23 protein-coding genes and 1 tRNA gene are annotated in these 26,423 nt (G+C 62.7%); 15 read left to right on the forward strand and 9 right to left on the reverse strand.

Translation table 11 applies throughout. From position 1 onward, the window contains the following. Positions 1–172: 172 nt before the first annotated feature. Complete coding sequence (locus OA2633_RS03090; RefSeq protein ID WP_009801024.1) at positions 173–880, forward strand: hypothetical protein; 708 nt, start codon at positions 173–175, stop codon at positions 878–880. Between the two features lie 23 nt (positions 881–903). Then, positions 904–1,095, forward strand: a complete 192-nt coding sequence (locus OA2633_RS03095; protein WP_009801025.1) for a YqaE/Pmp3 family membrane protein — start codon at positions 904–906, stop codon at positions 1,093–1,095. A gap of 133 nt (positions 1,096–1,228) precedes the next feature. Here the strand turns inward: OA2633_RS03095 and OA2633_RS03100 are convergent. Beyond that, positions 1,229–1,313, reverse strand: a tRNA-Leu gene (locus OA2633_RS03100). Positions 1,314–1,468: 155 nt separating this feature from the next. On the opposite strand from OA2633_RS03100, the gene OA2633_RS03105 reads away from it, so the two are divergent. Further along, on the forward strand, positions 1,469–2,095 hold the full coding sequence (locus tag OA2633_RS03105; protein ID WP_009801026.1) for a methyltransferase domain-containing protein: 627 nt from the start codon (positions 1,469–1,471) through the stop codon (positions 2,093–2,095). A gap of 215 nt (positions 2,096–2,310) precedes the next feature. Further along, complete coding sequence (locus OA2633_RS03110; protein ID WP_009801027.1) at positions 2,311–3,021, forward strand: hypothetical protein; 711 nt, start codon at positions 2,311–2,313, stop codon at positions 3,019–3,021. A gap of 7 nt (positions 3,022–3,028) precedes the next feature. Here OA2633_RS03110 and OA2633_RS03115 read toward each other — a convergent pair whose 3' ends face one another. From OA2633_RS03115 to OA2633_RS03125, 3 genes are all read right to left on the reverse strand, one after another. After that, on the reverse strand, positions 3,029–4,393 hold the full coding sequence (locus OA2633_RS03115) for an MATE family efflux transporter (protein WP_009801028.1): 1,365 nt from the start codon (positions 4,391–4,393) through the stop codon (positions 3,029–3,031). A 114-nt stretch (positions 4,394–4,507) separates the two neighbouring features. Beyond that, positions 4,508–6,778, reverse strand: coding sequence for an NADP-dependent malic enzyme (locus OA2633_RS03120; protein WP_009801029.1), 2,271 nt, complete (start codon positions 6,776–6,778; stop codon positions 4,508–4,510). 67 nt (positions 6,779–6,845) lie between these two features. Beyond that, positions 6,846–8,378 carry an NAD(P)H-hydrate dehydratase gene (locus OA2633_RS03125; RefSeq protein ID WP_083783178.1) on the reverse strand — a complete coding sequence of 511 codons (1,533 nt, stop codon included), beginning with the start codon at positions 8,376–8,378 and terminating at the stop codon, positions 6,846–6,848. Between the two features lie 147 nt (positions 8,379–8,525). Here OA2633_RS03125 and OA2633_RS03130 point away from each other — a divergent pair, with 147 nt between their 5' ends. From OA2633_RS03130 to OA2633_RS03145, 4 genes are all read left to right on the forward strand, one after another. After that, positions 8,526–8,864, forward strand: a complete 339-nt coding sequence (locus tag OA2633_RS03130; protein WP_009801031.1) for a P-II family nitrogen regulator — start codon at positions 8,526–8,528, stop codon at positions 8,862–8,864. Between the two features lie 56 nt (positions 8,865–8,920). After that, positions 8,921–10,327, forward strand: coding sequence for a type I glutamate--ammonia ligase (gene glnA, locus OA2633_RS03135; protein ID WP_009801032.1), 1,407 nt, complete (start codon positions 8,921–8,923; stop codon positions 10,325–10,327). Positions 10,328–10,532: 205 nt separating this feature from the next. Next, the gene (locus OA2633_RS03140; protein ID WP_009801033.1) at positions 10,533–13,880 is read left to right on the forward strand and encodes an autotransporter outer membrane beta-barrel domain-containing protein; all 3,348 of its coding nucleotides are present in this window, start codon (positions 10,533–10,535) and stop codon (positions 13,878–13,880) included. A gap of 238 nt (positions 13,881–14,118) precedes the next feature. Next, positions 14,119–14,727: a membrane protein gene (locus OA2633_RS03145; RefSeq protein WP_009801034.1), complete on the forward strand. Its 609-nt coding sequence runs from the start codon at positions 14,119–14,121 to the stop codon at positions 14,725–14,727. A 3-nt stretch (positions 14,728–14,730) separates the two neighbouring features. On the opposite strand, the gene OA2633_RS03150 is transcribed toward OA2633_RS03145, so the two are convergent. Then, positions 14,731–15,135 carry an ACT domain-containing protein gene (locus OA2633_RS03150; protein WP_009801035.1) on the reverse strand — a complete coding sequence of 135 codons (405 nt, stop codon included), beginning with the start codon at positions 15,133–15,135 and terminating at the stop codon, positions 14,731–14,733. A gap of 85 nt (positions 15,136–15,220) precedes the next feature. Here OA2633_RS03150 and parE point away from each other — a divergent pair, with 85 nt between their 5' ends. Continuing rightward, entirely contained in the window at positions 15,221–17,359 is a 2,139-nt protein-coding gene (gene parE / locus OA2633_RS03155; RefSeq protein ID WP_009801036.1) for a DNA topoisomerase IV subunit B, read from the forward strand. A gap of 155 nt (positions 17,360–17,514) precedes the next feature. Continuing rightward, entirely contained in the window at positions 17,515–18,306 is a 792-nt protein-coding gene (locus OA2633_RS03160) for a hypothetical protein (protein WP_009801037.1), read from the forward strand. Between the two features lie 50 nt (positions 18,307–18,356). Here the strand turns inward: OA2633_RS03160 and OA2633_RS03165 are convergent, their stop codons facing one another. Continuing rightward, on the reverse strand, positions 18,357–19,208 hold the full coding sequence (locus tag OA2633_RS03165; RefSeq protein WP_009801038.1) for a serine hydrolase: 852 nt from the start codon (positions 19,206–19,208) through the stop codon (positions 18,357–18,359). Positions 19,209–19,413: 205 nt separating this feature from the next. On the opposite strand from OA2633_RS03165, the gene OA2633_RS03170 reads away from it, so the two are divergent. The 5 genes from OA2633_RS03170 (at position 19,414) to OA2633_RS03185 (ending at position 24,884) form a co-directional block, all read left to right on the forward strand. After that, on the forward strand, positions 19,414–20,838 hold the full coding sequence (locus tag OA2633_RS03170) for an amidohydrolase (protein ID WP_040612416.1): 1,425 nt from the start codon (positions 19,414–19,416) through the stop codon (positions 20,836–20,838). Beyond that, positions 20,838–21,170, forward strand: coding sequence for a putative amidohydrolase family protein (locus OA2633_RS16450; protein ID WP_009801040.1), 333 nt, complete (start codon positions 20,838–20,840; stop codon positions 21,168–21,170). Before OA2633_RS03170 ends, OA2633_RS16450 begins: the two co-directional genes overlap by 1 nt. Then, positions 21,145–22,113 carry an amidohydrolase family protein gene (locus tag OA2633_RS03175; protein WP_009801041.1) on the forward strand — a complete coding sequence of 323 codons (969 nt, stop codon included), beginning with the start codon at positions 21,145–21,147 and terminating at the stop codon, positions 22,111–22,113. Before OA2633_RS16450 ends, OA2633_RS03175 begins: the two co-directional genes overlap by 26 nt. A gap of 171 nt (positions 22,114–22,284) precedes the next feature. Then, complete coding sequence (locus OA2633_RS03180; RefSeq protein WP_009801042.1) at positions 22,285–23,727, forward strand: DEAD/DEAH box helicase; 1,443 nt, start codon at positions 22,285–22,287, stop codon at positions 23,725–23,727. 275 nt (positions 23,728–24,002) lie between these two features. Continuing rightward, positions 24,003–24,884 carry a GGDEF domain-containing protein gene (locus OA2633_RS03185; RefSeq protein ID WP_241760686.1) on the forward strand — a complete coding sequence of 294 codons (882 nt, stop codon included), beginning with the start codon at positions 24,003–24,005 and terminating at the stop codon, positions 24,882–24,884. Positions 24,885–24,950: 66 nt separating this feature from the next. On the opposite strand, the gene OA2633_RS03190 is transcribed toward OA2633_RS03185, so the two are convergent. The 3 genes from OA2633_RS03190 to OA2633_RS03200 all read right to left on the reverse strand — a co-directional run bounded on the left by OA2633_RS03190 (position 24,951) and on the right by OA2633_RS03200 (position 26,401). Then, the gene (locus tag OA2633_RS03190) at positions 24,951–25,553 is read right to left on the reverse strand and encodes a glutathione S-transferase (protein WP_009801044.1); all 603 of its coding nucleotides are present in this window, start codon (positions 25,551–25,553) and stop codon (positions 24,951–24,953) included. Positions 25,554–25,629: 76 nt separating this feature from the next. Beyond that, complete coding sequence (locus OA2633_RS03195) at positions 25,630–25,989, reverse strand: iron-sulfur cluster assembly accessory protein (RefSeq protein ID WP_009801045.1); 360 nt, start codon at positions 25,987–25,989, stop codon at positions 25,630–25,632. A 10-nt stretch (positions 25,990–25,999) separates the two neighbouring features. Continuing rightward, entirely contained in the window at positions 26,000–26,401 is a 402-nt protein-coding gene (locus OA2633_RS03200) for an SUF system Fe-S cluster assembly protein (RefSeq protein WP_040612998.1), read from the reverse strand. Between the last annotated feature and the right edge of the window lie 22 nt (positions 26,402–26,423).

Consider the following 26,423-nt stretch of genomic DNA (forward strand, 5'->3'; position numbering starts at 1 on the left):
CTTGAGTCTGCCGCACCCCTCGACCCCGCAAATGCATAAGCATCTGCGGGGTTTGTTCTTTTTGCGATTCGTCTTGCCTGATTCCTGTTCAGACCCGCCACGAAAACGGGAACCGCCGGGAGACTGGAACGTTTGTTCGGGAGCCCTGACCCTTTTCAAGGAGGCCTGACCGATGAAGACCGCCATCACCCTGACCGCCGTTGTTGCGCTGGCTGGACTATCGGCAGCCGCCTTCACCCAGACCAGTCAGACGACTGAACCCGAATTTGTTCAGGAGACCGTCAGCGGCAAGCCGTTCTATCTGGCGTCCACCCTTCTGTCCTCGCGCCTGATGCTCAAGGACAGCCAGGTCCAGATCAAGGATCTGCTTCTGGATGAAACCGGCAATCTGCAAGCTGTTGTCGTGGACAATCCGAACTTCATGAGCGGCGACGCCGCAATTGCGGCGGACCTGATCTACCGGGCTGGCGCAGAGGGTCAGGAGACGTTGCGCGTGGATCTGGATCGCACGGACTTCCAGATGCTGAGCCAGGGCGCCGGCTATCAGCCGATCGGTCTGAGCTGGGCGTCAGAGTATGAGAATGCACGCTCACTGAGGGCGTTGATGGGGCGTCCCATCTCCGTCAGTGAGACGTCTGCCCGCATCGCCGTGGACGACATCGAGATCAGCGAAGGCGGAGCGGTGTTGGCTGTACGGTTTGAATCCCGCGGCTGGAGCGCCTTTGACCGCCTGGAAGGCCGCCTTCCCGTGAATGCGGTGCGGTTTGACTACGCCCAACCTCAAGGCTGGACCATCGCCTCCACCGTCAACGACGCCCAGCTGAACGCGCTGGCCGGTCGTGACACCGCGATCTTCCTGAGCGCCGCTTCGGCGTCCTGATTTATTGATTGAAGGAGACCCTTATGAGCACGCAACAAGCGACCGCTACCGGCGGTGACATTTTCCGCATCATCCTGGCCATCCTGCTGCCGCCGCTCGGCGTGTTCTTCCAGGTCGGTCTGGGCCTGCACTTCTGGCTGAACATTCTGCTGACCCTGTTCGGCTATGTGCCCGGCATCATCCACGCGGTGTGGATCATCGCCACCCGTCGCTAGGCCATACGCCAGAATTCGGGCGCTGGAATCCTCCCCGTTCCAGCGCCCGAATTATATCTGGACACAGGCGCGCCCGCACGCCCGCAGCGAAGCGAGGATCGCCCGAACCGAGTGAGGGAGAACAGGAAAGAAGTGGTGCGGGTGAGAAGACTCGAACTTCCACGTCATAAGACACTGGAACCTAAATCCAGCGCGTCTACCAATTCCGCCACACCCGCACAGGCAAGACAGGCCGCAGAGTTAGCGTCTGGCGCAACCCGCGGTCAATCTGTCATAGCCGCTGACCCCGCTGTCGGATGCACTGTGCAAAGCGCCATGGACGCAGATGCCTGATGCGCCATCATGGACTGCGCGTTCAACAGGCGAGACGACCATGACCCAGGCCTCTTCCGACACCCCCCGCTCCGAAGACCGCAGCGGCTTTGACTGGGAATCCCGGTTTCAGTCCGATGACGCGCCCTGGGAGCGTCAGGGCGTCCATCCGGCAGCACAAGACTGGGTCCGCAACGGCGAGATCAAACCCGGACAGGCCATACTGACGCCCGGCTGCGGACGCAGTCAGGAACCGGCCTTCCTGGCGAGCCGGGGCTTTGATGTGACGGCCACCGATATCGCCCCGACCGCCATCGCCTGGCAGAAGACCCGGTTCCAGACTCTGGGCGTGATGGCTGAAGCGATCGAGACAGATGCGCTCGCCTGGCGTCCCGAGACCGGGTTTGATGCGCTCTATGAACAGACTTTCCTGTGCGCCATCCACCCCAAACGGCGGCAGGATTATGAGGCCATGGCGCATGCCAGTCTGAAGTCTGGCGGAAAACTGCTCGCGCTTTTCATGCAGAAAGCCGAAATGGGCGGTCCGCCCTATGGCTGCGGACTGGACGCCATGCGTGAACTGTTTGCGGACACACGGTGGGTCTGGCCTGACGGCGAGGCTCGCCCCTACCCGCACCCCGGCCTGAATGCGAAGGCCGAGCTCGCCATGGTGCTGATCCGCCGCTAGCGCGCCGATAGCAGACTTTTAAGCCCTTTGCGGCAGCATGACGGCTCCAGAATGGAGCCCTCATGGCCGCAGTAAGCGCCTCCTACGTTTCATCGCTCTACAACGCCGACGCTTTCGCGCGAGGCGCGGGAAAGCGTGCATCTTCATCGGAAGGGGCTCCGCCCGCCAAAGTCGCGACCAAGGTTCAGGACCGGCTGAGCGACGCGTTAGAGGCCATGAAACGCGCCCCTGAAGAGCATAAGCAGGCCGCCCGGAACCGGGCGCGAGACCGTGTGGAAGCTGTCCGCGAACAGCTCAAGATCATCAAGGAACTCTACGCGCAGAACCCCAAGGAAATGGCGAAAGCGCTTCGCCATCTCGTCAAGGAACTTCAGACCGCGCTCAAGGCCTACAAGGAGGCCGGCGGAGATATGACGTCGATAGGCGGGGCAGGCCTCATCGCCATGACCGCGAGCGCCGCGCCTTCTCGATCTACAGGCGCCCCTGGCTCTGAGCCTGATGCAAACGCAGCGGAAACGGGGGCAGAGACTGATGACGCCCCTGTGTTCGGCGAGCCGGCCGCAAGTCCGGCCCACTCGCCAGGCCAAGGGCCACGTCCTGACTCGTCTGACATGTCCGTTGAAGAGCTTGAGGCCCGACTGGGCGTGCTGATGGGCGATGAGGAATTCGTCCGGTCTGTCGACGGATTGAAGCGCAAGATCAAGGAATTGTTCGAGACTTCGAAAATCCAGTCCGCTTTCCTGTCCCGGGACCGGTCGCGGGATAAGGCCTTTGAAGCGCTTGACGAAGATCTCGAGGCCCTCGATGAGGATGTCACCGCGTACAAGCGTGACGTTCAGGATGAGCTGATCGCGGTGAGGCTTGAGATCAAGCTGATTGAACGCGGTGAGCGGTCTGCGCCTGTCGCGCTGGATGTGAGCGCCTGATCCGGGTCTATCGCTTGCCGCCTTCCTTGGCGGTCAGGGGCGCGAATTTCAGCACCAGGAAGGCGATCACGACGCCAGCAATCAGGTTTGCGGCGAACAGGCCCCAGATCACGCCGTTGGCGCCGCCCAGATAATTGCCCAGCCAGGCCAGCGGAATGATCAGGGCGACTCCGCGGAAGGCATTGCACGCCACTCCGATCAGCGGGCGACCGAGACCGTTGAATCCCGCCGCCGCCGCCATCGCCACTCCATACCCGCCCATGGCGAACGGCGCGATCGCCCAGTAGGTGCTCGCGACAGCCTGTCCTTCAGCCGATGGCAGGAAGACCGGGGCCAGGAACCGCCCCAGCACGAAAAGCATGACCGCCATCGCAAATCCCCAGCCGGCGCAGAAGAGGAAGGATTTGACGAACGCTTCGCGCACCCGGTGATCCAGTCCGGCCCCGCCATTCTGCCCGGTGATGGGGCCAATGGAGCCCGAGAGCGCGAACAGTGGAATCAAAGCCAGCGCCTCGACCCGCATGCCCACGCCGAGGCCCGCCACTGCAGGCTCGCCAAACGGCGCCATTGCGGCGAACACCATCGTATTGGCCAGGGGGCCGATCATGTTCGAGCCTGACGCCGGCGCGCCGATGCGCGCGATCTCGCGCCAGTTCCAGAACAGGGTGTCAAAGCCCGGCCAGCTGAAGTCGAGCATCTTCTCGCGGAAGACCAGAACGCCGAGCGCAATCATGAAGACCGCCATGTTGGCGATCAGGGTCGCCAGCGCCGCGCCCGTCACCTCCATCGCCGGGATGGGGCCGAGACCGAAGATCAGGATCGGGTCGAGGATCATGTTGATGACGGCGGCGATGATCATGATCACGCTGGGCACGATGGCGTCGCCCATGGCGCGCAGCAGGTTGCTCGCCACCATCGGGCCCACCATGAAGACCGCGCCGGCGAACCAGATCGTCATGTACTCCCGCACATAGGGCATCATCTGGTCGGTCGCACCCATGGCTCGAAAGACCGGATCGATCAGCGGAATGCCGATCACGCTGACCAGCAGCACCATGATGAAGGACAGGCTCAACGCATCCGTCGCCACGCGTTTGGTGGATTCGCCGTCCCCGCGCCCGGCCGCACGCGCCACCACCGACACGGCGCCGGCGCCCAGGCCGATCGATATGCTCATCACCAGCATGGAGACCGGAAACACGAACTGCACCGCCGCCTGCTGGTCCGTGCCCAGCCGTCCTACCCAATACGCGTCGATCACGCCGACCAGCATCATGGCCAGAATGCCAAAGCTCATCGGGGCGACCAGACGGATGATGTGACGGAAGACCGATCCCTGAGTCAGATCGTTCGAGGCGCGGGTGGAGGCCATGGGAAGGCTTTCTAAAAGTCAGAAAATCAAACAGCGCCATAGGTAGGACACCCCATGGCGCTGTTCCATGCCCGAAATGGAAAAGGTCTGTTCAGGACCCCGATCCAGGCCCACTCAGGGCGTGTGGTTGAGATCGTAGGCGGCAAGTCCGGCCAGATTGACGATGTCGGACACATTGGAGCCGACACGCGCCACCTGCACGGATTTCTCGAGCCCGATCAGCAGGCCTTCGATCACCGTGGCGCCGCCCGCGGATTTCAGAAGCCGCGCCGCGATCGAGGCCGAGTGCACCGCAGGCATCACCAGCACATTGGCCGCGTCCGACAGGCGCGAGAACGGATAGCGTTCGCGATGATTGGGATCGAGCGCGATATCGACCGCCATTTCGCCCTCATACTCGAAATCAAGATCCAGCTGATCAAGACGCGCGACCGCGCTCTGGACTTTCGTGGTCCGCTCGCCCGGCGGATTGCCGAAGGTGGAATAGCTCATGAAGGCCACGCGCGGATCGAGGCCCAGACGGCGCGCGGCATGGGCTGCGCCCACCGCGATCTCGGCCAGACCTTCGGAGTCGGGGAATTCCGTCACGTTGGTGTCGGCGATCATCAGCATCTTGCCGCGCGCCAGCGCCACGGTCAGGCCGATCACCCGCCCGCCCGGCGCGGGGTCGAGCACCAGACGGATATCGCTCATCGTATTGGTGAAGTGACGCGTTACCCCCGTCACCATGCCGTCGGCGTCCTCGAACTTGAGCATGCAGGCGGAGAACACGTTCCGGTCATTGTTCACCAGACGCTGCACGTCGCGACGCAGGTAGCCGCGACGCTGGAGACGCTTGTACAGCCAGTCCGCGTAATCGGCGTTGCGGTCCGACAGACGCGCATTCTGGATCTCCAGCACGTCATCCGGCAGTCCGAGAGAGCGCATGTTCGCCTTGGCCACTTCTTCGCGCGCTACCAGCACAGCCTGCCCCAAACCCTGGGACTGGAAGGCGAAGGCGGCGCGGATGACGGACGGCTCCTCGCCTTCCGCGAAGACGATGCGCTTGTCGGAGCCGGAAATGGACTGTGTAACGCGCTGCTGGAGCGCAGCGGTCGGATCGAGGCGACGCGCCAGCGACTGACGATATTTCTCCTCATCCTCGATCGGGATGCGCGCCACGCCCGTCTCGATCGCAGCGCGCGCCACATAGGGCGGAACGAAACTGATCAGGCGCGGATCGAAGGGAGACGGGATGATGTAGTCCCGGCCGAACCGCAGACCGCCATCCGATTTGTTGGCTGTGGAGACCTCGTCCGGCACGTCCTGACGCGCCAGATCGGCAAGGGCGCGAGCCGCGGCCAGCTTCATTTCCTCGTTGATCGTCCGCGCGCGCACATCAAGCGCCCCGCGGAAGATATAGGGAAATCCCAGCACATTATTGACCTGATTGGGAAAATCCGAACGGCCTGTCGCGATTATCGCATCAGAACGCGCCGCCCGGACCTCGTCGGGCATGATTTCGGGCGTTGGATTCGCCATGGCGAAAATGATCGGGTCCGCCGCCATGGATTTCACCATGTCCTGCGAGACGATGCCGCCTGCGGACAGGCCCAGGAAGACGTCTGCGTCCACCATGGCCTCTTTCAGCGTGCGCAGATCGGTCTCGCGCGCATGCTGGGCCAGGCGGTCATGCAGGTCGTTGCGACCGGTATGCACAACGCCATTCACATCCACCACCGTGACATTGTCGTGCCTGACGCCGAGCGATTTCACCAGCTCCAGCACCGAGAGGCCGGCCGCGCCCGCGCCGCACAGCACCAGCTTGACGTCTTCAAACTTGCGGTCGGTCAGATGACAGGCGTTGATCAGGCCAGCTGCAGCAATAATGGCCGTGCCGTGCTGGTCATCATGAAACACAGGAATATCGAGCTTTTCGCGCAGGCGCGCCTCGATCTCGAAGCATTCCGGGCTCTTGATGTCCTCGAGATTGATCCCGCCAAAGCTGTCGCCGAACCCGGCGACGCAATCGACGAATTTGTCGGGGTCCGTGTAATTGATCTCGAGATCGAAACCGTCAATGTCGGCAAAGCGCTTGAACAGCACGGCCTTGCCTTCCATCACCGGCTTTGAGGCGGCGGCCCCCAGATTGCCCAGGCCCAGGATCGCGGTGCCATTGGACACCACGGCGACAGTGTTGCCCTTGGACGTGTAGTCATAGACCGCGTCAGGATTTTCGGCGATCGCGCGCACGGGTGCGGCCACGCCGGGCGAATAGGCCAGCGCCAGATCGCGCTGGGTCGCCATCGGCTTTGTCGGGATCATCGCCACCTTGCCCGGCGGGCTCGCGCGGTGAAATTCCAGCGCGTCGGCGTCGGTCGAGGAAAGCTTTTCGTTGTCGGACATGGCGATGATGAATCTAACTGGTCTGGTGGAAACTCATGTGAGCTATACGCGTCTGCGCAGCCGCTTGCTACACCGGCGCACGCATCAAACGCTGCAGGGCCGCCTTGCGTCCTTGCAAGCCGCCGACGTGCGCAAGTGCTTGAGGCAAGCAGGAGAGGACCGTCTCCACACTCCCGCCCATGCCCAGTCGACGCCCGGCGTCACCATGGCAGTAAACCGCCGCTGACGCCGCGTCATAGACGCCTTGCCCCTGCGCCAGAAACGCGCCGATCAGACCCGCCAGCACATCGCCTGTACCTGCTGTCGCCAGACGCGGGCTGGCGTGGACATTGACCCTGACATCACCTCCGGGAGCGGCAATCACGGTATCTGCCCCCTTGAAGACCACGACGGCGCCACATCGGCGGGCCGCCAGACGAGTGCGCTCTATCTTGTTGCCATCACCGGTCTTTTCCGTGAGATCGGGAAACAGTCGCTCGAATTCTCCTCCATGAGGCGTCAGCACGCATGTGTCGTGAAGCGCTTCGAACAGACGGTCAGGTTCATCCCGAAACACGCTCAGGGCGTCCGCATCCAGAACCAGCGGAATCTGCGAGCGGCACGCTGACAGCACGCGTTGTTTCAGACGCTCATCCGGCCCCGCTCCGGGCCCGAGAACTGCCGCGCTGGCGCGATGGTCTGCGAGCACCTCTCCAAAGTCGGCGTCATGGTCATAGGCTCGCGCGACAAGGCTGTCGGAAGCGGAGGCGATTTCATTCAGCGCCCCCTGTCCGGACAGAAGCGTGACAAACCCGGCTCCACCAATCTGACCGGCCCGCGCCGCCAGACGCGACGCCCCTGTGGCGCCATATCCTCCCGCAAGCACACACAACCTTCCGCGCGAGTGCTTGTGCGCGTCGGTTTCAACATCGGCGCCTGGAAGTTCCCACAGATCAGGATGATTGAGCATGGCGCAGGGATGAGCCGTCTCGCTCCAGCCATCCGGAATGCCGATATCGCACAGAACGACCTCTCCGCATCCCTGTCGGCCGGGAGACAGCAAATGGGCCGGCTTGAGCCGATGAAAGGTGACGCTCAGATCCGCCCGGAAGCAGGGTCCGTCAAGCGGCGCGAGATCGCCTGACAATCCGCTCGGCACATCGACTGCAACACAGACGCCGTCAAAGGACTGGCTTTCGCTTGAAAGACGGGCCGGTTCCCCCTCCAGCGGCCGGTTCAGCCCGGCGCCAAACAACGCGTCCACGATGAGCGCATGGTCTTTCAGGCGGCAGTCGGACAAGGCGTGAATGTCACCAGTCCACTCTTGCGCGCACGTTGCGGCGTCTCCAGTCAGGTTCTGACGGTCCACTGCCGAATAGATCGTCACAGCCCAACCGGCCTGGCGCAGCTGCTCGCCGACAACCCAGCCGTCACCGCCATTATTGCCAGGTCCGCACAACACGGCCGCCGATCTAGGGGCCCAGCGGGACATGATCGCCCGGGCCACACCCGTCCCGGCGCTTTGCATGAGACGGCGTCCGTCCACTCCTTGTTCAATGGCGAAGCTATCCGCTGCGCTCATTGCAGAAACCGTTAGTATGGCGTGCGGCTGGTCTGACATTTCACATCACCCTCAGGCATCGCCCCACTTTCGAGCATTAGCGCTCACAAATGCAGCATCGGTAAATTTCAACATCCGTGCGACGTAACCATCACTTGCGAGGCCCAAAGCGATCCTTAGCGTGCCAGTTGTGAGCGGAGGCCCCGAATGAAAAAAATCGAAGCGATCATCAAGCCGTTCAAACTGGACGACGTGAAGGAAGCCCTGCAGGAGATCGGTCTTCAAGGTCTGACTGTCACTGAAGCCAAGGGGTTTGGCCGCCAGAAAGGTCATACCGAGCTCTATCGCGGCGCGGAATACGTTGTCGACTTCCTGCCCAAGATCAAAATCGAGCTAGTGATCCCGGACAACCGCGTCGAGGCCGCCGTGGAAGCCATTCAGACCGCCGCCCAGACCGGGCGGATCGGCGACGGCAAGATCTTCATTCTCCCGGTCGAAGGCGCCATCCGCATCCGCACCGGCGAAACGGATGACGACGCCATCTGATCCACACTCTTTCAATCGCCCGCCAGCACCCACAGCCAGCAATTAAGGACCCTGCCATGTCTGCTGACAAGATCCTCAAACAAATCAAGGACGAAGACGTCGAGTTCGTCGATCTGCGTTTCACCGACCCGCGCGGCAAGCTGCAACACGTCACCTTTGACGTTGATATGGTCGACGAAGATTTCTTCGAAGAAGGCTCCATGTTCGACGGATCCTCGATCGCTGGCTGGAAGGCCATCAACGAGTCCGACATGGTTCTGATGCCGGACGTGAAGACCGCAGCCATCGACCCCTTCTTCCAGCAGACCACGCTTTCGATCGTTTGCGATATTCTCGAACCAGACAGTGGCGAAGCCTATAACCGCGATCCGCGCACCACGGCCAAGAAGGCCGAGAACTTCCTCGCCGCCTCCGGCATTGGCGACAAGGCGTTCTTCGGTCCGGAAGCCGAATTCTTCATTTTTGACGATGTGCGCTGGTCGACCGCCCAGAACAACACCTTCTATGCGCTCGACTCCGAGGAAGGCCCCTATAATTCCGGCACGAAGATGGAAGGCGGCAACCTCGCCCACCGTCCGGGCCCGAAAGGCGGCTATTTCCCTGTGCCGCCGATCGATTCGCTTCAGGACATGCGGTCTGAAATGCTGTCCGTGATGAAAGAGCTCGGCCTGCAGCCCGAGAAACATCACCACGAAGTGGCGCCGTCCCAACACGAGCTGGGGATGAAATTCTCCACGCTCACCGAGATGGCCGACCGCATGCAGACCTACAAATACATCGTGCACAACGTCGCCGCCGCCTATGGCAAGACCGCGACCTTCATGCCGAAACCGGTCTATGCCGACAACGGTTCGGGCATGCACGTGCACCAGTCGATCTGGAAGGACGGCAATCCGCTGTTCGCCGGCGACAAGTATGCCGGCCTGTCCGACACCTGCCTGTATTACATCGGCGGCATCATCAAGCATGCGCGCGCGATCAACGCCTTCGCCAACGCGTCCACCAACTCCTACAAGCGCCTGGTCCCGGGCTTCGAAGCCCCGGTCCTGCTGGCCTATTCGGCCCGCAACCGCTCGGCGTCGATCCGTATCCCGCACGTGCCGTCCGCCAAGGGCAAGCGTATCGAGACGCGCTTCCCCGATCCGGCCGGCAACCCGTACCTGACTTTCGCCGCGCTTCTGATGGCGGGCCTGGACGGCATCGAGAACCAGATTCATCCCGGCGACGCGATGGACAAGGATCTCTATGACCTGCCGGCTGAAGAGCTCAAGGACATCCCGACGGTCTGCTCGTCCCTGCGCCAGGCGCTCGAATCTCTCGACGCCGACCGTGACTTCCTCAAGAAGGGCGGCGTGATGGATGATGACCAGATCGACGCCTATATCGATCTGAAGATGGAAGAAGTGTCCCGGATCGAACACCACCCGCACCCGGTGGAATTCGAGCTGTACTACAAGGTGTAGTTCTCCTTCCTGTCAGGACGTCTGCGGCCGCTCCGGATTGCTCCGGGGCGGCCGTTTTCATTTCAGCCTCTTCTGCACAAAGCGAAATTGGCTGCGGCGCAGGGTCGAGCGATGGTCGACGCGCGCAAAACCATGGGCTAGAAAGACTCTCCTACGCACGTATGGTTCACCTCTTGTGAACTTGCGCCCGACCGGAGACCGACGCATGCGCCGCAGCCTTCTCGCCGCCGTTTCCCTGTCCGCACTGATCGCCACGCCTGCCTGGGCGGATGAGGAGATCAATGACGAACGCACCGAGCCGGTCGAGACCGCCGATGCGGATGGCGCAGGCAATGCCGACAATATCGTCATCGGATCAAACGGCCGCGTCACCCTGATCGGGGTTCCGGGCCCTGCCGTACACGTCAATTCGAACAACGATCTGACCACTCAGAACGGGTCGATCATCCGCATCAATGACCGCGATGGCGACGGCGATCCTGTCAGCGTGGATGGCGCGGTGGGCATTCAGGTCGATCCCGGCGTCGAAGGCGATATCTCTCATGGCGGCCGCATCGTGCTGGATGACAGCGACGATCCGGCGGACCTGGGCACGGACGATCTCGTGGATGCCGACAATGACGGCGAGGTCGACGATCCGGACGGCGAGGCGGACGGCGCTTTTGCTCAGGACCAGAACAAGACCGGCCTGCTGATCGGCGCCGTGGACGGCGATTACAATCCGGTGGCCGGCCAGGATGCGGTGACGGGCGATGTCGCCATCACCAGCACCGGCGCCATTGTCGTCCAAGGCCAGAACAGTTTCGGCGTGCGCGCCGTGACCGCGATCGACGGCGATTTCTTCTCGGATGGATCGGTCACCGTGACCGGCGAGAACAGCCGCGGCATCTCCCTCGAGGATGATGTGTCCGGCAATGTGGAAATCATTTCCGTGAACACGGTCTCACCGGGCGGCAATGCCGTTGTGGTGGAGGGCGATGTGGGCGGCGGCGTTCGCGCCAACGGGACGGTTTCCGCGCACGGCTATCGCACCACAACCCGCTATCGTGAAAATCTCATGGTTCTCTTCGAGAATGAAGAGGAAGCGGCTGCGCGCGGCGATGTGGCGGACAATCTTGATTCGGGTTCGGCCTTTCTGGTGGCGGGGTCTGTCGCCGACGGCGTCTTCATCTCCACCAGCGGCACCATCCAAGCCTATACGGGCGGCGGCGCTGCGCTGGAACTGCGCCCTGACGAGGACGGCACGGGCGATCAGGTGATCGGCGAGGTCTCCCTGCCCGATGATTACACCACCAATCGCACCGATGACGATGATGAGGGCGATCAGCTGGGTTATGCGGTCGTCAACGAGGGCACCATCGCCAACAACGCTGTGTTTGACGGCAAGGACGCCACGGCGTTCCTGGTCGTCGGACGTGACGACAATGGCGTGCTGCGCTCGGTGATACTGGGCGCCGGCGGGGTCATGAACACCCGCACGGTCACCGCCACCGCCTATGACGGCACTGCGCGCGCCATGCATTTCGGCGCGGGCGCTCAGGCCGACACGATCCTGAACTCCGGTGTTCTGCGCGCCGCCGCCGTGCTCGGCCATGAAGAGGACGGATTCGCAGACGACGCCTATGGCGCAGGACGCGCCATCGCGCTTGATCTGGACGAGAACTCACAGATTCGCCGCATCCTCAACGAGGCCGGCAATATCAACGCCACCATCACTGGCGGCGGCCAAAGCGCAATTGCGATCCGCTCCAACGACGATTCACTCGATGAAATCCGCAACTCCGGGATCATCAGCGCCGTCGCCGGCGGTCTTGAAGACGGCTTTTCGCGCGATGACATGGAGATCCTGGCGATCGACGCCCGCAACAATGACGGCGGCCTCGCGATCATTCAGGAGCAGGCCTATGACGATGAGGGCGAACCGATCTCAACGCCCTCCATCACCGGCGACATCCTACTTGGCGACGGGGATGATCGCGTCGAGATCAACGCGGGCTCCATCACTGGCGACATCTCGTTCGGCCTGGGCGCTGACGTTCTTGTCATCAATAACGGCTCGCTGAACGGCGCCGTCAGCGATGCGGACGGCCATCTCGTGCTAGATGTGACCAATGGCGAGATCGGTTTGACGGGAACGGACGCACTGGCCCTTCGGGACGCGATTTTCCGCAATGGCGGGGTGCTGGAAGTCGTCATTGACGCCCAGGATCGCACAAACGCCTTCCTGAACGCGTCCGGCGACGTGACCTTCGAGGAAGGATCCTCACTTTCGGTCGGTCTGGGCGATGTGATCGGCGCTGGCGGAACCTTCGAGATCATTACGGCCGGCACGCTGAGCATTGCAGATGAAGCGGGCACCCTGACCACCACCGAGTCGCCCTATCTGTATAACGCCACGCTGGCGCGCTCGAGCGAGGACGAAAACAAGATCCTTCTCACGCTCGAGCTGAAGACGGCGGACGAGCTGGGCATGCACGTCAATCAGGCTGCGGCCTATGACGAAGCGCTGGCCGCGTTCGAGACCATTGAATCCCTGGGCGCCGCCTTCGCCGGACTGCGCACCGCCGAGGAATTCTACGGCGCCTATGACCAGCTGCTGCCGGAATACGCCGCCAGCGCGATCCAGTTCGCCCTGGCGTCCAACGACGCCGCCGCAGGCGCCCTTCAGGGCCGTCTGCGCAATGCCCGTCTGGCTCCCGATGATCTGGCCGGCGTCTGGATCCAGGAGTTCGGCTATTACGCCGACCGGTCCAGCACCGCCTTCGGCCCGGGCTATCGCGGTCAGGGCGTCGGTCTGGCGGTTGGACTCGACCGTCCCGTCGGCCCCTTCTACGCCGTCGGCCTCCAGCTCGTGGGCGCCGCCAGCGAGATCGAGGAGACCAATGGTTTTGACCAGCCCATGGTGTCCATGACCGGTCAGATTGGCGGTTACGCCGCCCTGAATCTCGGCGGCTTCGACATCTCAGGCAATGTCGGCCTCGGCTACGACTATTTCGAAACAGACCGTGAAATCCGAATTGGCGACTTCACCGCCCTGACCAGTGCGGATTGGAGCGGCTGGCATGCGACCGCCAGCTTCCAGGCGGGCCGGGACATCGCCTTTGGCAAATGGGTGCTGCGTCCTGAAGCTGACCTGACCTATGTGACCCTGTTTGAGAGCGGGTATTCGGAAACCACATCCGGAACGAATGCGGACGCCATCTCGGATCTGGCGCTGATCGTAGACGACCGCGAGTCCTCCACCCTGCTCGGTTCGGGCACGCTGACGCTGGCTCGCCGGTTCGGCACGGATGAATCCTGGTGGGCGCCCTCGCTGCGCGTGGGTTACCGCGGCGAGTTCTCCAGCTCCGGCGGCGAAACCACGGCCCAGTTTGGCCAGGATGGCAATCCATTCACCCTGCGCTCTGAACAACTGGCCAATTCCGGCGCCCTGCTGGGGTTTGGCCTGAGCGCAGGCTCGAACTACTCCACCTTCACGTTCGCGTATGATGCGGATGTCCGTGACGACTTCGTCCGACATGTCGCCCGTCTGGTCATCCGACTGACATTCTAGAACAACTTCACATAGATGCATTGCACGCATCAGGGGAGTCTGGTAAGGATAATTCGTCTTCCTGTCCTGACCCCATGCATTGACGGCGAAGACATGGGTCGGCGCGTATGACGCAGGCGCGCCGACCCCACGCTTCCCCTCGCACACGAAACGCGCACGCTTGCACAGGCGTGCGTTTTTCATTTGGCGCCCGTCAGGGTTTCACTGCCGGTTAACCGTGTGAGAGCAGAGTGCGGACATGGTGATCCGGTCCGTCATTCTTGGCCTTGTTGGTCTTGTTCTTCTGTCAGGCTGCGCGTCCGGCCCGCCTGATCAGGTTCATGACGCCTGCCTCATCTTGCAGGACAATCGCAGCTGGTGGCGGGATCTGCAGCGAACTGAACGGCGCTGGGGCATTTCGCCCGGCACCCAGCTCGCCTTCCTGAAAAAGGAATCCAGCTTCAATCGTCATGCGCGACCGGCGCGGAGACGCCTGCTGGGCGTCATTCCCGGCGCCCGTCCCTCTTCCGCCTATGGCTATGCGCAGGCGCTCAACAGCACCTGGGACTGGTATCGCGAGGACACGGGACGGCGGGGGGCGGACCGCGACGACTTTGGCGACGCCGTGGACTTTATCGGCTGGTATGCGAGCAAATCCCAGCGCCTCTCGGGCATAGCCCTAGATGATCCCTATTCGCTCTATCTGGCCTATCACGAAGGTCATGGGGGCTTTAACCGGCGCACCTATCGCAACAAGGACTGGCTGCTGCGTGCGGCCCGAACCGTGCAGACAGATGCAGAGCGATACGATTCCCAGATCCGCCGCTGCGAGCGTCGCCTCAACCGCGGACTGATCCCGTTCTTCTAGCGACTAGGATCGCGCCGCACGGGAAAGCGCCTGCAGCACCTCAAGCGCATCCCGCGCCCTGTCCTCAGCCACAAAGACATGGTCATGGTGAAGCGCCGCCACGACATTGGCGCTGATCCCGCGCTCTGACAGGGCCTGAGCGATGCTCGCCGTCAAACCCACTGCCTCCAATGCGGAATGCACGCTGAGTGTGATCCGACGACAGATATGGATCGGTTCAAGCCCCAATGTCTCCAGATCATCAAGCAGAGCGATGATCGAGACTCCCTCCTCCTCCCGGAATGTCGCGAAAGCGATCTCGCACAGCGTTTCTGTCAGCATATCCAGCCTGGCATAGGCGTAGGGATGAGGGTCGAGCACCGGCTCGAGCCCCTCGAGCAGGGCTTGCAGATCCGTCAGAGGCTTCATCGCGTCAAGCTTTCCACATGGCATTGCGGTGCAGGCTGCTTCGCCCACTACACGCCGGGCCGGGCGTGAGGCAAGTTACGCTGTGATGGCTGATGATTCGCAAGACGATCTGTTTTCCGCTCCGTCCGCGCCCAAAGGGCCGGCCTCCCCGTCCGCGCCGCGTGTGACGACGCCTGATCCCGCGCCTGCTGCTCAATCGACAGCGGAACCGCCCCGGCAAACGCCGCCCGCGCCTCCGCCCGCCGCACCGAAACCCGCCGCTCCCATCCCGGCCGCCTCTGCGGAGAACAAGGGGTATGACGCCTCCTCGATCGAGGTGCTCGAGGGCCTGGAGCCGGTCCGCAAGCGTCCGGGCATGTATATCGGCGGCACCGATGAGCGGGCGCTGCATCACCTGTTTGCAGAAATCCTCGACAACTCGATGGATGAAGCCGTGGCCGGCCATGCCGACCGCATCGAAGTCACAATGGATGAGGATGGCTTCGTCTCCGTAAGCGATAACGGTCGGGGCATCCCCGTCGATCCGCATCCCAAGTTTCCCGACAAATCCGCGCTCGAAGTCGTGCTGACCACGCTTCACGCAGGTGGCAAATTCTCAGACAAGGCCTACCAGACCGCCGGCGGCCTTCACGGGGTGGGCGTGTCCGTGGTGAACGCCCTGTCCGAGTTGGTCGAGGTCGAGGTGGCGCGCGACAAGACACTCTGGCGTCAGGTCTATGTGCGCGGGATTCCCCAGGGCCCGGTCGAAAAGGTCGGCGGCGCGCCGAACCGGCGCGGCACCACTGTTCGATTCAAGCCTGATCCGGAAATCTTCGGCCCGCGCGCCATTCTTAAGGCGCCGCGCATCTTCAACATGGCGCGCGCCAAGGCGTTCTTGCGCCGTGGCGTGCAGATCCGCTGGAAATGCCCCGAAAGCCTCGTTGAAGGAACGGACATTCCGGCTGAAACCACCCTCGCCTTCCCGGGCGGTCTCGCTGACCGGCTCGTCGAGCTCACACCGGGCGCAGCTCTGGTCACCGACCAGTTCGCGGGCCGCGTCGAGCGTGACGGACGGATGGGCGCCGTGGAATGGGCGGTCGCGTTTTCCGAGAACGGTTTCGGTCCCGATGACAGCTTCTGCCAGAGCTTCTGCAACACCGTCCCCACACCTATGGGTGGAACGCACGAACAAGGCCTGCGATCCGCCCTGTCCAAGGGCCTTCGCGCCTATGGCGAGCTCGCCAATGTGAAGAAAGCCGCCCAGATCACGGCTGATGATGTGATGGGCGGCGCCGGCGTTCTGATATCGGTCTTCATCAAGGATCCCGAATTCCAGGGACAGACCAAGGACAGGCTGTCCACCGCCGAGGCGGGCCGTCTGGTCGAACAGGCCATTCGCGACCAGTTCGATCACTGGCTGGCGGGCCGTCCCAAGGACGCTGCGCGTCTCGTGGAATGGGCGGTTGATCGGGCTGAGGACCGGCTCAAGCGCAAGCGCGAGAAAGAGGTCAAGCGCCAGTCCGCCACCCGCAAGCTGCGCCTGCCGGGCAAGCTGGCGGATTGTTCCCAGAATTCCGCCGAAGGCGCCGAGCTGTTCCTGGTCGAGGGTGATTCTGCAGGCGGCTCCGCCAAACAGGCGCGCGACCGGAAGACCCAGGCCATCCTGCCCCTGCGCGGCAAGATCCTGAACGTTGCGTCGGCCACCGCGGACAAGATCGCCGCCAATCAGGAAATCTCTGACCTCCTGCTGGCGCTCGGCGTGCAGCCGGGCAAGAAATTCGACCTTGAGGACCTTCGCTATGAGCGCGTCATCATCATGTGTGACGCCGATGTGGACGGCGCTCACATTGCTGCGCTCCTGGCGACCTTCTTCTACAAATTCCTGCCTGGCCTGATTGAATCTGGCAGGCTCTTCATGGCCCAGCCGCCGCTCTACCGCCTGACCCAGGGCGGCAAGACGCTCTATGCCCAGGATGATGTCGAGAAGGACCGCCTTCTGGAGACGGCCTTCAAGAAGGGCAAGGTTGAAGTCGGCCGCTTCAAAGGTCTGGGTGAAATGACCCCGCCCCAGCTCAAATCCACCACAATGCTGCCGGAGAGCCGGTCGCTGGCGCGGGTCGTCGTGACGCCTGAAATGCGCGAAAGCGCCGATGCGCTGGTGGAAACCCTGATGGGCAAGAAACCTGAACTGCGCTTCCAGTTCATTCAGGACAATGCTCCCTTCGTGGAAGACGTGGACGTCTAGGCTCCATACCGGCCCATTGATCGACAGCCTTCATCGCTAGCGGGAAGAGTCTCGACCCGGGACTCGCCTATGGGTTGTTTTTCGATTAACGTCATTCTCCTGACAGGCGCGCGCCCTCTGCGCGTGTGATCAGGGTCTGGCGCATCGGAGGCCCCATGACGGCACGTCTCTTCTTGATCTTCATGGCATTCACCCTGCTTCTCGGTGGATCGCAGGCGCTTGCACAGGATGACGAGCCGCCCCGAGCGGACGAGTACCAGACGAGAACCGATTTTCTGGCGTGCCGCGGCAATGGGTATGCGCTGTGCTATTATTCGGGGCCCTCTGGCGAACAGCCCACAAAGGTCGGGACCACATCCCCGCCACTGCCCTGCAATCCCAATATTTCCAATACTGCGGCGTGTACCTGTTACGCCCTGCCGGATGGCCGCTATCAAGGCGAGCAAACCTGGAACTATGTTGAAGTCGGCTCGATCCTCAATGAAACGGTTCGCGAGCTGACGATCGCACGTTGCGGCGAGACCGGCGAACGCTGTCTCAATCTGTACTCGCTACACCATGACTGCCGGGAGCCGGACGGAGTCATAGCTGCCCGGGCCGAGTGCGAGCAGGCGCCTGTATGCGGCTTTCTGGGCAATCCCGCGGAGGGCGTGCCCCAGACACTGTACCCGGAATTGGGCGATGCAGTCCTGATCTCGACATTCTCATTCGCCTATCGGGACGTGCATGAGCTCGGAACGACCGATTGCACCCAGCTTGAGTCGGCCTCCTATGCCGGCTGCATGACTGCTCCATGCCGGGCGGATGAGAATGGGCTGACCAGCTGCGAATGTCCGGTTTATCAAGGCCCCTATCAGGTCGGGCAGCGCTATCCCGAACTTCAGTGCACGCTCGACGCCCATATCTGGTCCGCCGCCTATCACGAGACCTCCGACGCCGAAGAGTGATTCCCCTCGGTGTAAATCTGCGGGCCCTCCCAGGGAGGGCCCGCATTTTTTTACGGATGTGCGTACGAGGTGGCGTCGGTCAGCAATCGCTCCGCCATTTGTCGGCGAAAGAGCCTGACATCATCAAAGCTGGATGCTTCGGCATGGAGAGCGAAAACGATCGGGGCTCGCTCCTCCCGAACCAGATAGCCGACATACCAGCCCTCATAGCGGCCATCCTGGTCGGTCAGCACAACCGGGCCTGCGCCCGTCTTGCCATGAAGCTCGCCATCAGGGCGCTGGCCTGCGAGAGACACCTCATCAAGCGCTGCGAGGCTCGCTTCACTGACGCCAAGCTCTCGCTTCAGAAGATGCTCGAGAAAATTGATCTGCTCTCTGGGAGAGATTTCCAGCGTATGGTCGAGCCAGAACCGGTCCGAGCCGTCTGCGACTTCTGCATCCCCATACGACCAGGCCGGCAGGATGTCCTGATAGATGTCCGTCCCGATCTCGAGCGCCAGATCCTGGAACGCCCAGGCGGCCGACCGGACAAAGGCGCTTCTCAGGGTCTGGTCCTGCCGCCAGTCCTCTGGCCAATAGCTGGCGGGCGGACGCTGGGCCGAGTCCCAGGGCAGCTCAGTGTCGAGGCTCTCCGCCGCCCCGGTTTCAAGCGCAATGACCAGATTGGGAATCTTGAAGGTCGACCACGGACCACGACGATGATCCGGCTCACTGCCCTCCAGGATATGTGTTTCGCCAGTTTCCAGATCCCGGGCAATGAAACTGATCTGCCGATCTCCGATAAACTCGAGATGGGGTTGGCGACTGATCCTGATTTCCGACGGCGCCTGCTGCGCCCAACCTGACGCGCTTGCGGTCAGGCCGAGAAACAGCGCGCACAGGCCAATAGATGCAGATTTCATAGGTCGTCCCCTGTGATGAAGTCTGTGGGGTGTCTCACTGCAAAGGGGCGAAGACGAGGCGGAAATGGCGCCATTGAGGGGGAGCCGGGTCGAACCGCCTTTCGGGGTTATCAAGTAACACCTTCCCTCACCCCTTCAAATTAAGCCAGTCTGCGGCTTCGCGATCCGCGCCTCACGACCGGCGCGATAATAAGGGGAGAGTTCCGTGCACAGAACACTGAAGGCGCTCGGCGCGTCGATAGCGGCCTTGTCCGTTGTCGGCCTCGCCGCGTGCTCAAACGACACCAGCTCCGGATCGGATCAGAACGGCGATGTCGATGTCGTCCGCTATGATCCCAATCCGTTTCCGAGCACCTATGAACCGGTCCCGTCCGGCGTGACGCTCCTGACGGGCGCCACGGTCTTCGACGGCGTGGGCGGTCAGCTCGAGAACACGGATATCCTGATCGAGAACGGGCGCATCGCAGCGATCGGTTCAGGCCTGTCCGCGCCAGAGGGCGCCAGCGTTATCGACGCTCGGGGCCGGTTCATCACGCCCGGCGTCGTGGACATTCACTCACACCTCGGGGTGTATCCCTCCCCCAGCGTGAACGCGCACTCTGATGGCAACGAAGCTGTGGCGCCCGTCACCGCCGAAGTCTGGGCCGAGCATAGCGTCTGGCCCCAGGATCCCGGCTTTGATACCGCGCTGGCCTCCGGCGTGACCACGCTGCATATCCTGCCCGGGTCCGCGAACCTGTTTGGCGGACGCGGCGTCACGCTGCGCAATGTGCCCTCGCGGACCATGCAGGGCATGAAGTTTCCGGACGCGCCCTATACGCTGAAAATGGCCTGTGGCGAAAACCCCAAGCGCGTTTACGGCAACCGCGGCGGTCCCGCCACCCGCATGGGCAATCTCGCCGGTTACCGGCAAGCCTGGCAGCAGGCGAGCGATTACCGTCAGAGCTGGCACGAATACTGGGAGGCCGCCGAGGCGGGCGAGGATGTCGATCCGCCCACCCGCAATTTCGAGCTCGACACGCTGATGGGCGTGCTCGAAGGGGAAATCCTGGTCCAGATGCACTGCTATCGCGCCGATGAAATGGCGATGATCCTCGATCTCGCCGAGGAGTTCGACTACCAGGTCACCACCTTCCATCACGCTGTGGAGGCCTACAAGATTCCTGACCTCCTGGCCGAGCACAACACGTGCGCCGCCGTATGGGCGGACTGGGGCGGCTTCAAGATGGAGGCCTATGACTCCATCCGTGAGAACCTGCCGCTCACCCATGCGGGCGGGGCCTGCGCCATGATCCATTCGGACTCCGATCTCGGCATCCAGCGCCTCAATCACGAAGTCGCCAAAGCCCTGTCGGATGGGCGCCGGATGGGCATCGAGATCTCCGATGCCGAGGCCGTGAGCTGGTTCACATCGAACCCGGCCCGCGCTCTGGGAATCTTCGACCAGACGGGCTCCATCGAGGAAGGCAAGCGCGCCGACCTCGTCCTGTGGTCCGGTCACCCGTTCTCCAGTTATGCGCTGGCGGACAACGTCTATATCGACGGCGCGCTGATGTTCGACCGCGCCGATCCCGAGCGTCGCACCGTGCGCGACTTCATGCTCGGCCAACCCGGTGAAGGAGACTACTGATGAAAAAGCTCCTGACATCGCTTCTGCTGGCAGCGGCCGTCATCGCCCCCGCCAGCGCGCAGACGCTCGTCATCAACAATGGCCGCGTGATCACCAACACCAGCACCGGCGTGATTGAGAACGGCGCCGTGGTGATCCGCGACGGCGTCATTGTCTCTGTGGGCGATTCCGGTGAGGTGCAGGATGACTCGATCGAAGTCATCGACGCCCAAGGCGGCTGGATTACGCCGGGCCTGTTCCATCCCCAGACCCAGCTCGGTCTGATCGAGGTGGGCGCCGAGCCTTCCACCCATGACGACGCCGCCGATGACAGCAGCTTCACCGCTGCGTGAATGTGGGGCGGACGGTTTCAACCCGTCCGCCACCCATATCGACTCGGCGCGCCTTGAAGGCGTCACCCGGTTTGCCGTTCATCCCACGACCGGCTCGGCCATTCTGGCCGGACGCGGCGCGCTGGCGGATGCGACGGGGTCGGAAGACAGCCTGTTTGCAACCCGCCAGTTCATGCTGGTGGACATGTCCCAGTCCGGGGGCCGCACAGCGGGCGGATCACGGACGGCGGCCTGGGCCTTCCTGCGCGCCGCCATCGAGGACGCCCGCTTCTATCCGGGGCGCTTCATGTCCCATCATGAAGGCGACGCCATTGACCGCTATGACGCAGCGGCGCTGGTCAGTGCGGTGCGGGGCGAAATCCCGCTGATCATGCTGATGGACCGGGCGGCGGATATCCGTCGCGCTATCGCCTTCGCCGATCAGTATCCCGCGATCCGAGTGATCATCGCCGGCGGGGCTGAAGCGCATCTCGTGGCGGATGAACTCGCGGACGCCAGCATTCCGGTGATCTATGATCCCATGCGGAACCTGCCCGACAGCTTTGACACCCTCGCCTCCACCAATGAAGGCGCGTCGATCCTGCACGAGGCGGGCGTCCAGCTCGCATACACCACGCTGGGCTCCGACCTCTACTTCAACCCGCGGCTTCTGGCCCAGCATGCCGGCATCGCCGTCGCGCACGGGGCCGACTGGGCGGACGCCTTCCGGGCGATCACGCTGACGCCGGCCGAGATCTATGGCGTCGGCGACCGCTTTGGCGCCCTGGCGTCCGGCTATGCGGCTGATGTGGTGGTCTGGGACGGTGACCCGCTGGAAGTGATGAGCGCGCCCACCAGCGTCATCATCAATGGCGAGATCCAGAGCCTCGAAACCCGTCAGACCCGTCTGCGGGACCGCTATGCGGAGATCGTGGACGAGCATCAGTACGCCTACGAGCACTGATCGCGTCCCTTAAACGTCACACACTGGCGTTTAAGTCACAGAAAAGGGCCGGCCGCGTTGACAGCGCGCGCCGGCCTTTTATGTTCGCGCCACGCAAATGCGCCGGATGAGCTGGCGCCGGTTAGCCAGGATCGACCCCGCTCCTGACCGAATAAGCGACTTCAGAGGCGCATGACGTTTGAAGACCTCGGGCTGAGCCCCGCACTCCTGTCAGCTATTGCTGACGCCGGCTACGAAAAACCCACTCCGATCCAGGAGGGCGCCATTCCGGTTGCGCTCACCGGGCGGGATGTTCTGGGCATCGCCCAGACCGGCACCGGCAAGACCGCATCCTTCACCCTGCCCATGATCGAGCGCCTCTCGCGCGGTCGCGCCCGCGCCCGCATGCCGCGCTCTCTGGTGCTGGCGCCGACCCGGGAACTGGCGGCGCAAGTGGCGGACAACGTCAAGCTCTACGCCAAGAACCACAAGCTCAACATGGCGCTGCTGATTGGCGGCGTGTCGTTTGAACCGCAGAAGAAGATTCTGGATCAGGGCGCGGACATCCTCATCGCGACGCCAGGCCGGCTTCTGGACCACTTTGAACGCGGCGGCCTCCTGCTGACCGGCGTCGAGATCCTCGTGATCGACGAAGCCGACCGCATGCTCGACATGGGCTTCATCCCCGATATCGAGCGGATCCTGAAATTGCTGCCGCCACGCCGTCAGACCCTGTTCTTCTCCGCCACCATGCCGGGAGAGATCAAGCATCTGGTGGACACCTTCCTGCGTGATCCCGAGCGGGTTGAAGTGACGCGCCCGGCTCAGACGGCTGATACGATCACCCAGTTCATCCTGCGCGTGTCCGACAATCAGGCTCGCACCAAGCGCGAAGCCCTGCGCGCCGCGATCAACCGGGACGGCGTGAAGAACGGCATCATCTTCTGCAATCGCAAGCGCGACGTGGATATTGTCGCACGCTCGCTGCAACGCCACGGCTTTTCCGCCGCTCCGATCCATGGCGATCTTGACCAGAGCCAGCGCACGAAAACCCTGGCCGAATTCAAATCCGGAGAACTGCGTCTTCTGGTCGCATCTGACGTGGCCGCCCGCGGTCTCGATATTCCGGCGGTGAGCCATGTGTTCAATGTCGATATTCCGCGCAATGCTGACGACTATGTGCACCGCATCGGCCGGACCGGCCGCGCGGGACAGAAGGGTGAAGCCGTCACGCTCGTGTCCTCAGAGGACAACAAGGCGCTCGCCAAGGTCGTCAAGCTGATCGGCAAGGAACCGGCGGAGCTGAAGCTGTCCGGCGAAGCTCCCGAGGCACCGGTTGCAGAAGCGTCCAAGGCGGAAGCCGTCGACGAGAAACCCAAATCCCGTCGCCGTTCGCGCTCCCGCGCCAAACCTGAAGCCGAGGCGCCCGCCGCTGAAGCCGCAAAAGCCGAAGCAGTCTCCGAGCGCGCCCCGGCTCCGGCCCCGGCCCAGGACAAACCCGAACGCAAGGAACGGTCGTCCCGCAATGAACGCTCCTCGCGTCAGGATCGTCGGGACCGCCATGAGCGCGATCTCAGCCCGGTCGGGTTTGGCGATCATGTGCCGGAATTTTTGCTCCGTCCCGCGCTTCCCTAGGCAAAATCGACGTTGCGTTTACCCGATCTTTTGATTCAGATGCGATAGTTCCCGCCAAGAACCGCAGAATAGCGGTCCAAGGTCAGGGGTTCGTTTTGAACGGTCGTCTACACGCAGCTGAGGGTATCGAGATCGGGCGCAAAGCGCTTGATTTGATGGCAAGTCTCGGGCTTGTGCCCACGCCTCACAACTATGCGATTTTCACCGCATATGTGTCTGATACGATACCGGAGTTGTGTTCGGTCATTCAGGGACATCTGGATCGGGATGAACCGATGTCTCCCGACCTTCTGGAAGACCTTTACGACACCCATTTCAGTTTCAAGCGGATCCAGAGCGCCGTCCTGGACGCCGGCGGCGCGATGAGTCGCGAACTGGGCTCTGTGGTGCAGACCCTTCAGGCCGCCGAGCGTGACACCGCCGCCTATGGCGCGGAGCTGGCCGGCGCTTCAGGCCGTCTCGACAAGGTGACGGACGCCAGCGCAATCAAGCAGATGGTGGAAGGCCTCGTCGCCGCCACGGCGCGGATGCAGCGCCGTTCGCGTGATCTGGAACGCCGCCTGCAGGAAACCAGCCAGGAAGTGAACCAGCTTCGCAGCAATCTTGAAAAGGTGCGCGAAGAAGCGATGACCGACGCCCTGACCGGAGTCGCCAATCGCAAACGCTTTGACGAATCCATGCGCAAGTCACGCCGAGAGGCGGATCTGACCGGCGCGCCCTTCTCGCTCGTGCTCTGCGATATCGACCACTTCAAGCGCTTCAACGACACCTGGGGACATCAGACCGGAGACCAGATCATCCGCTTTGTCTCCGCCTGTCTGGCGCGCTACGCGTCGGACCATCATGTCGTGGCGCGCTATGGCGGCGAGGAATTCGGCATAGTCATGCCCAACACCTCCTTGCAGGATGCAACCGAAATCGCTGAAAAGATCCGACAGGTGGTTGAAAGCAAACGCCTGTTGCGCAAGTCGACCAATGAAGACCTTGGCAATATCACCGTTTCGATGGGCGTGTCGCAATTCCGACCGTCCGAGGTTGTGGAATGCCTGATCGAGCGCTGCGACGCCAATCTGTACAAGTCCAAGCAGAAAGGCCGGAACCGCGTCACGGTCGATGGGGCCGAGATGAACGGAGGCCGCGGCACGGCTGCTGCCTGACGCAACTCACAGCGCTATAAGAAAGCCCTCATCCATGGATGAGGGCTTTCTTGTTTCCCGGATTGGTCAGGCCGCTGGCGGGCGCGTCTGTTCGAAGCTGGCGCGCTGATCCCAACGCGCGGCGAATTCGCCCAGTTCAGGATAGTCTCCGCGCCAGTCGAGCTCAGGGTAGCGCAGGTCCAGATAGAACAGCGCAACTGCAACGCTGAGCGCCCCTAGATCCACAGACCGCTCATACTGGCCGCGGTCGGCGTATAGCGCGTCGAGCGTGCGGCGAATGCCCCGCTCCCACCGCTCGGACCAGTAATCCCATTGCTTGTCCGCCTCCCGTTGCATTTCGATGCGGCGGCCAATGGTCAGATCGATCAGACCGTCGGCCAGAGCCTGCTGGCGCAGCACCAGAATGCGGCTGGCGCCCCGCTTGGGAATCCAGTTCTCGTCATCCAGACTGTCGATGAACTCGCAGATCAGAGGGGAATCCATCAAGGCCGGCGCGCCTTCGCGGGTCAGGGCGGGAACCTTGCCCAGCGGATTGGCGTCCAGCAGCTCCGCCGGATCGCTGCGTGGGTCGCACTCGATCACTTCGATCTTGTGCTCCAGGCTTTTCTCGATGATCAGCGCCCGGCATTTGCGTGCATAGGGCGAGGTCGGCGACACAAAGAGTTTCACAGCACCAGTCCTCCGTCAGAACCGGCATGAGGCCGTGCGTCCCGCAGAAAGGCAAGCTTTGGTGGCAGGCTGAAGGCTAGTCCGCGACCTGCGCAGGCACGAGGGTCACACTCTCGCCGCAGCCGCAGGCATCCGTCTCATTGGGATTGCGGAAGACGAACTTGGCGTGCAGCGGAGTAACCTCATAATCGATCTGGGCGCCCAGCAGGAACAGCAAGGACTTGGCGTCCACCACGATCTCGACGCCCTGATCCTCGACCCGCTCATCGAGTGGATCGGGCTCGGCGACATAGTCCATGACGTATTCCATGCCCGCACAGCCGCCATTCTTGACGCCCACGCGCAGATAGCCGAGATCCCGGTCTGCCATGAGCTTCTTGACGCGCGTGGCGGCGGCTTCGGTCAGGGTGACGGCCTTGGGTCGTTGTCGGGCCATAATCGGCTCCTCAGAACATGTTCAGCGTCAGCTTGGCTTCGTCGGACATGCGGTCCGGCGACCAGGGCGGGTCAAAGGTCAGCGTGACATCGGCGCGGTCCACGCCCTTGACGGTCTCACAAGCGTCCCGGACCCAGCCGGGCATCTCGCCCGCCACCGGACAGCCCGGGGCCGTCAGGGTCATCTCGACCTTCAGGACATGATCCGGCTCAAGATCAACCTGATAGATCAGGCCGAGCTCATAAATGTCGACCGGAATTTCCGGATCAAACACCGTCTTGAGCGCTTCAATCACATCGCGGGTGATCCGCTCGATCTCTTCCTGCGGAATGTCGAGCTCCTGCTTGGCGTCTGCCTCAACCTCAGGGACCGAGACGGTCGCACCCGCTTCAGCCGGCTTGTCTTCGGTCATGGACGGGGCGGCGCCCAGATCC

The organism is Oceanicaulis sp. HTCC2633 (assembly GCF_000152745.1).
Classification (GTDB): domain Bacteria; phylum Pseudomonadota; class Alphaproteobacteria; order Caulobacterales; family Maricaulaceae; genus Oceanicaulis.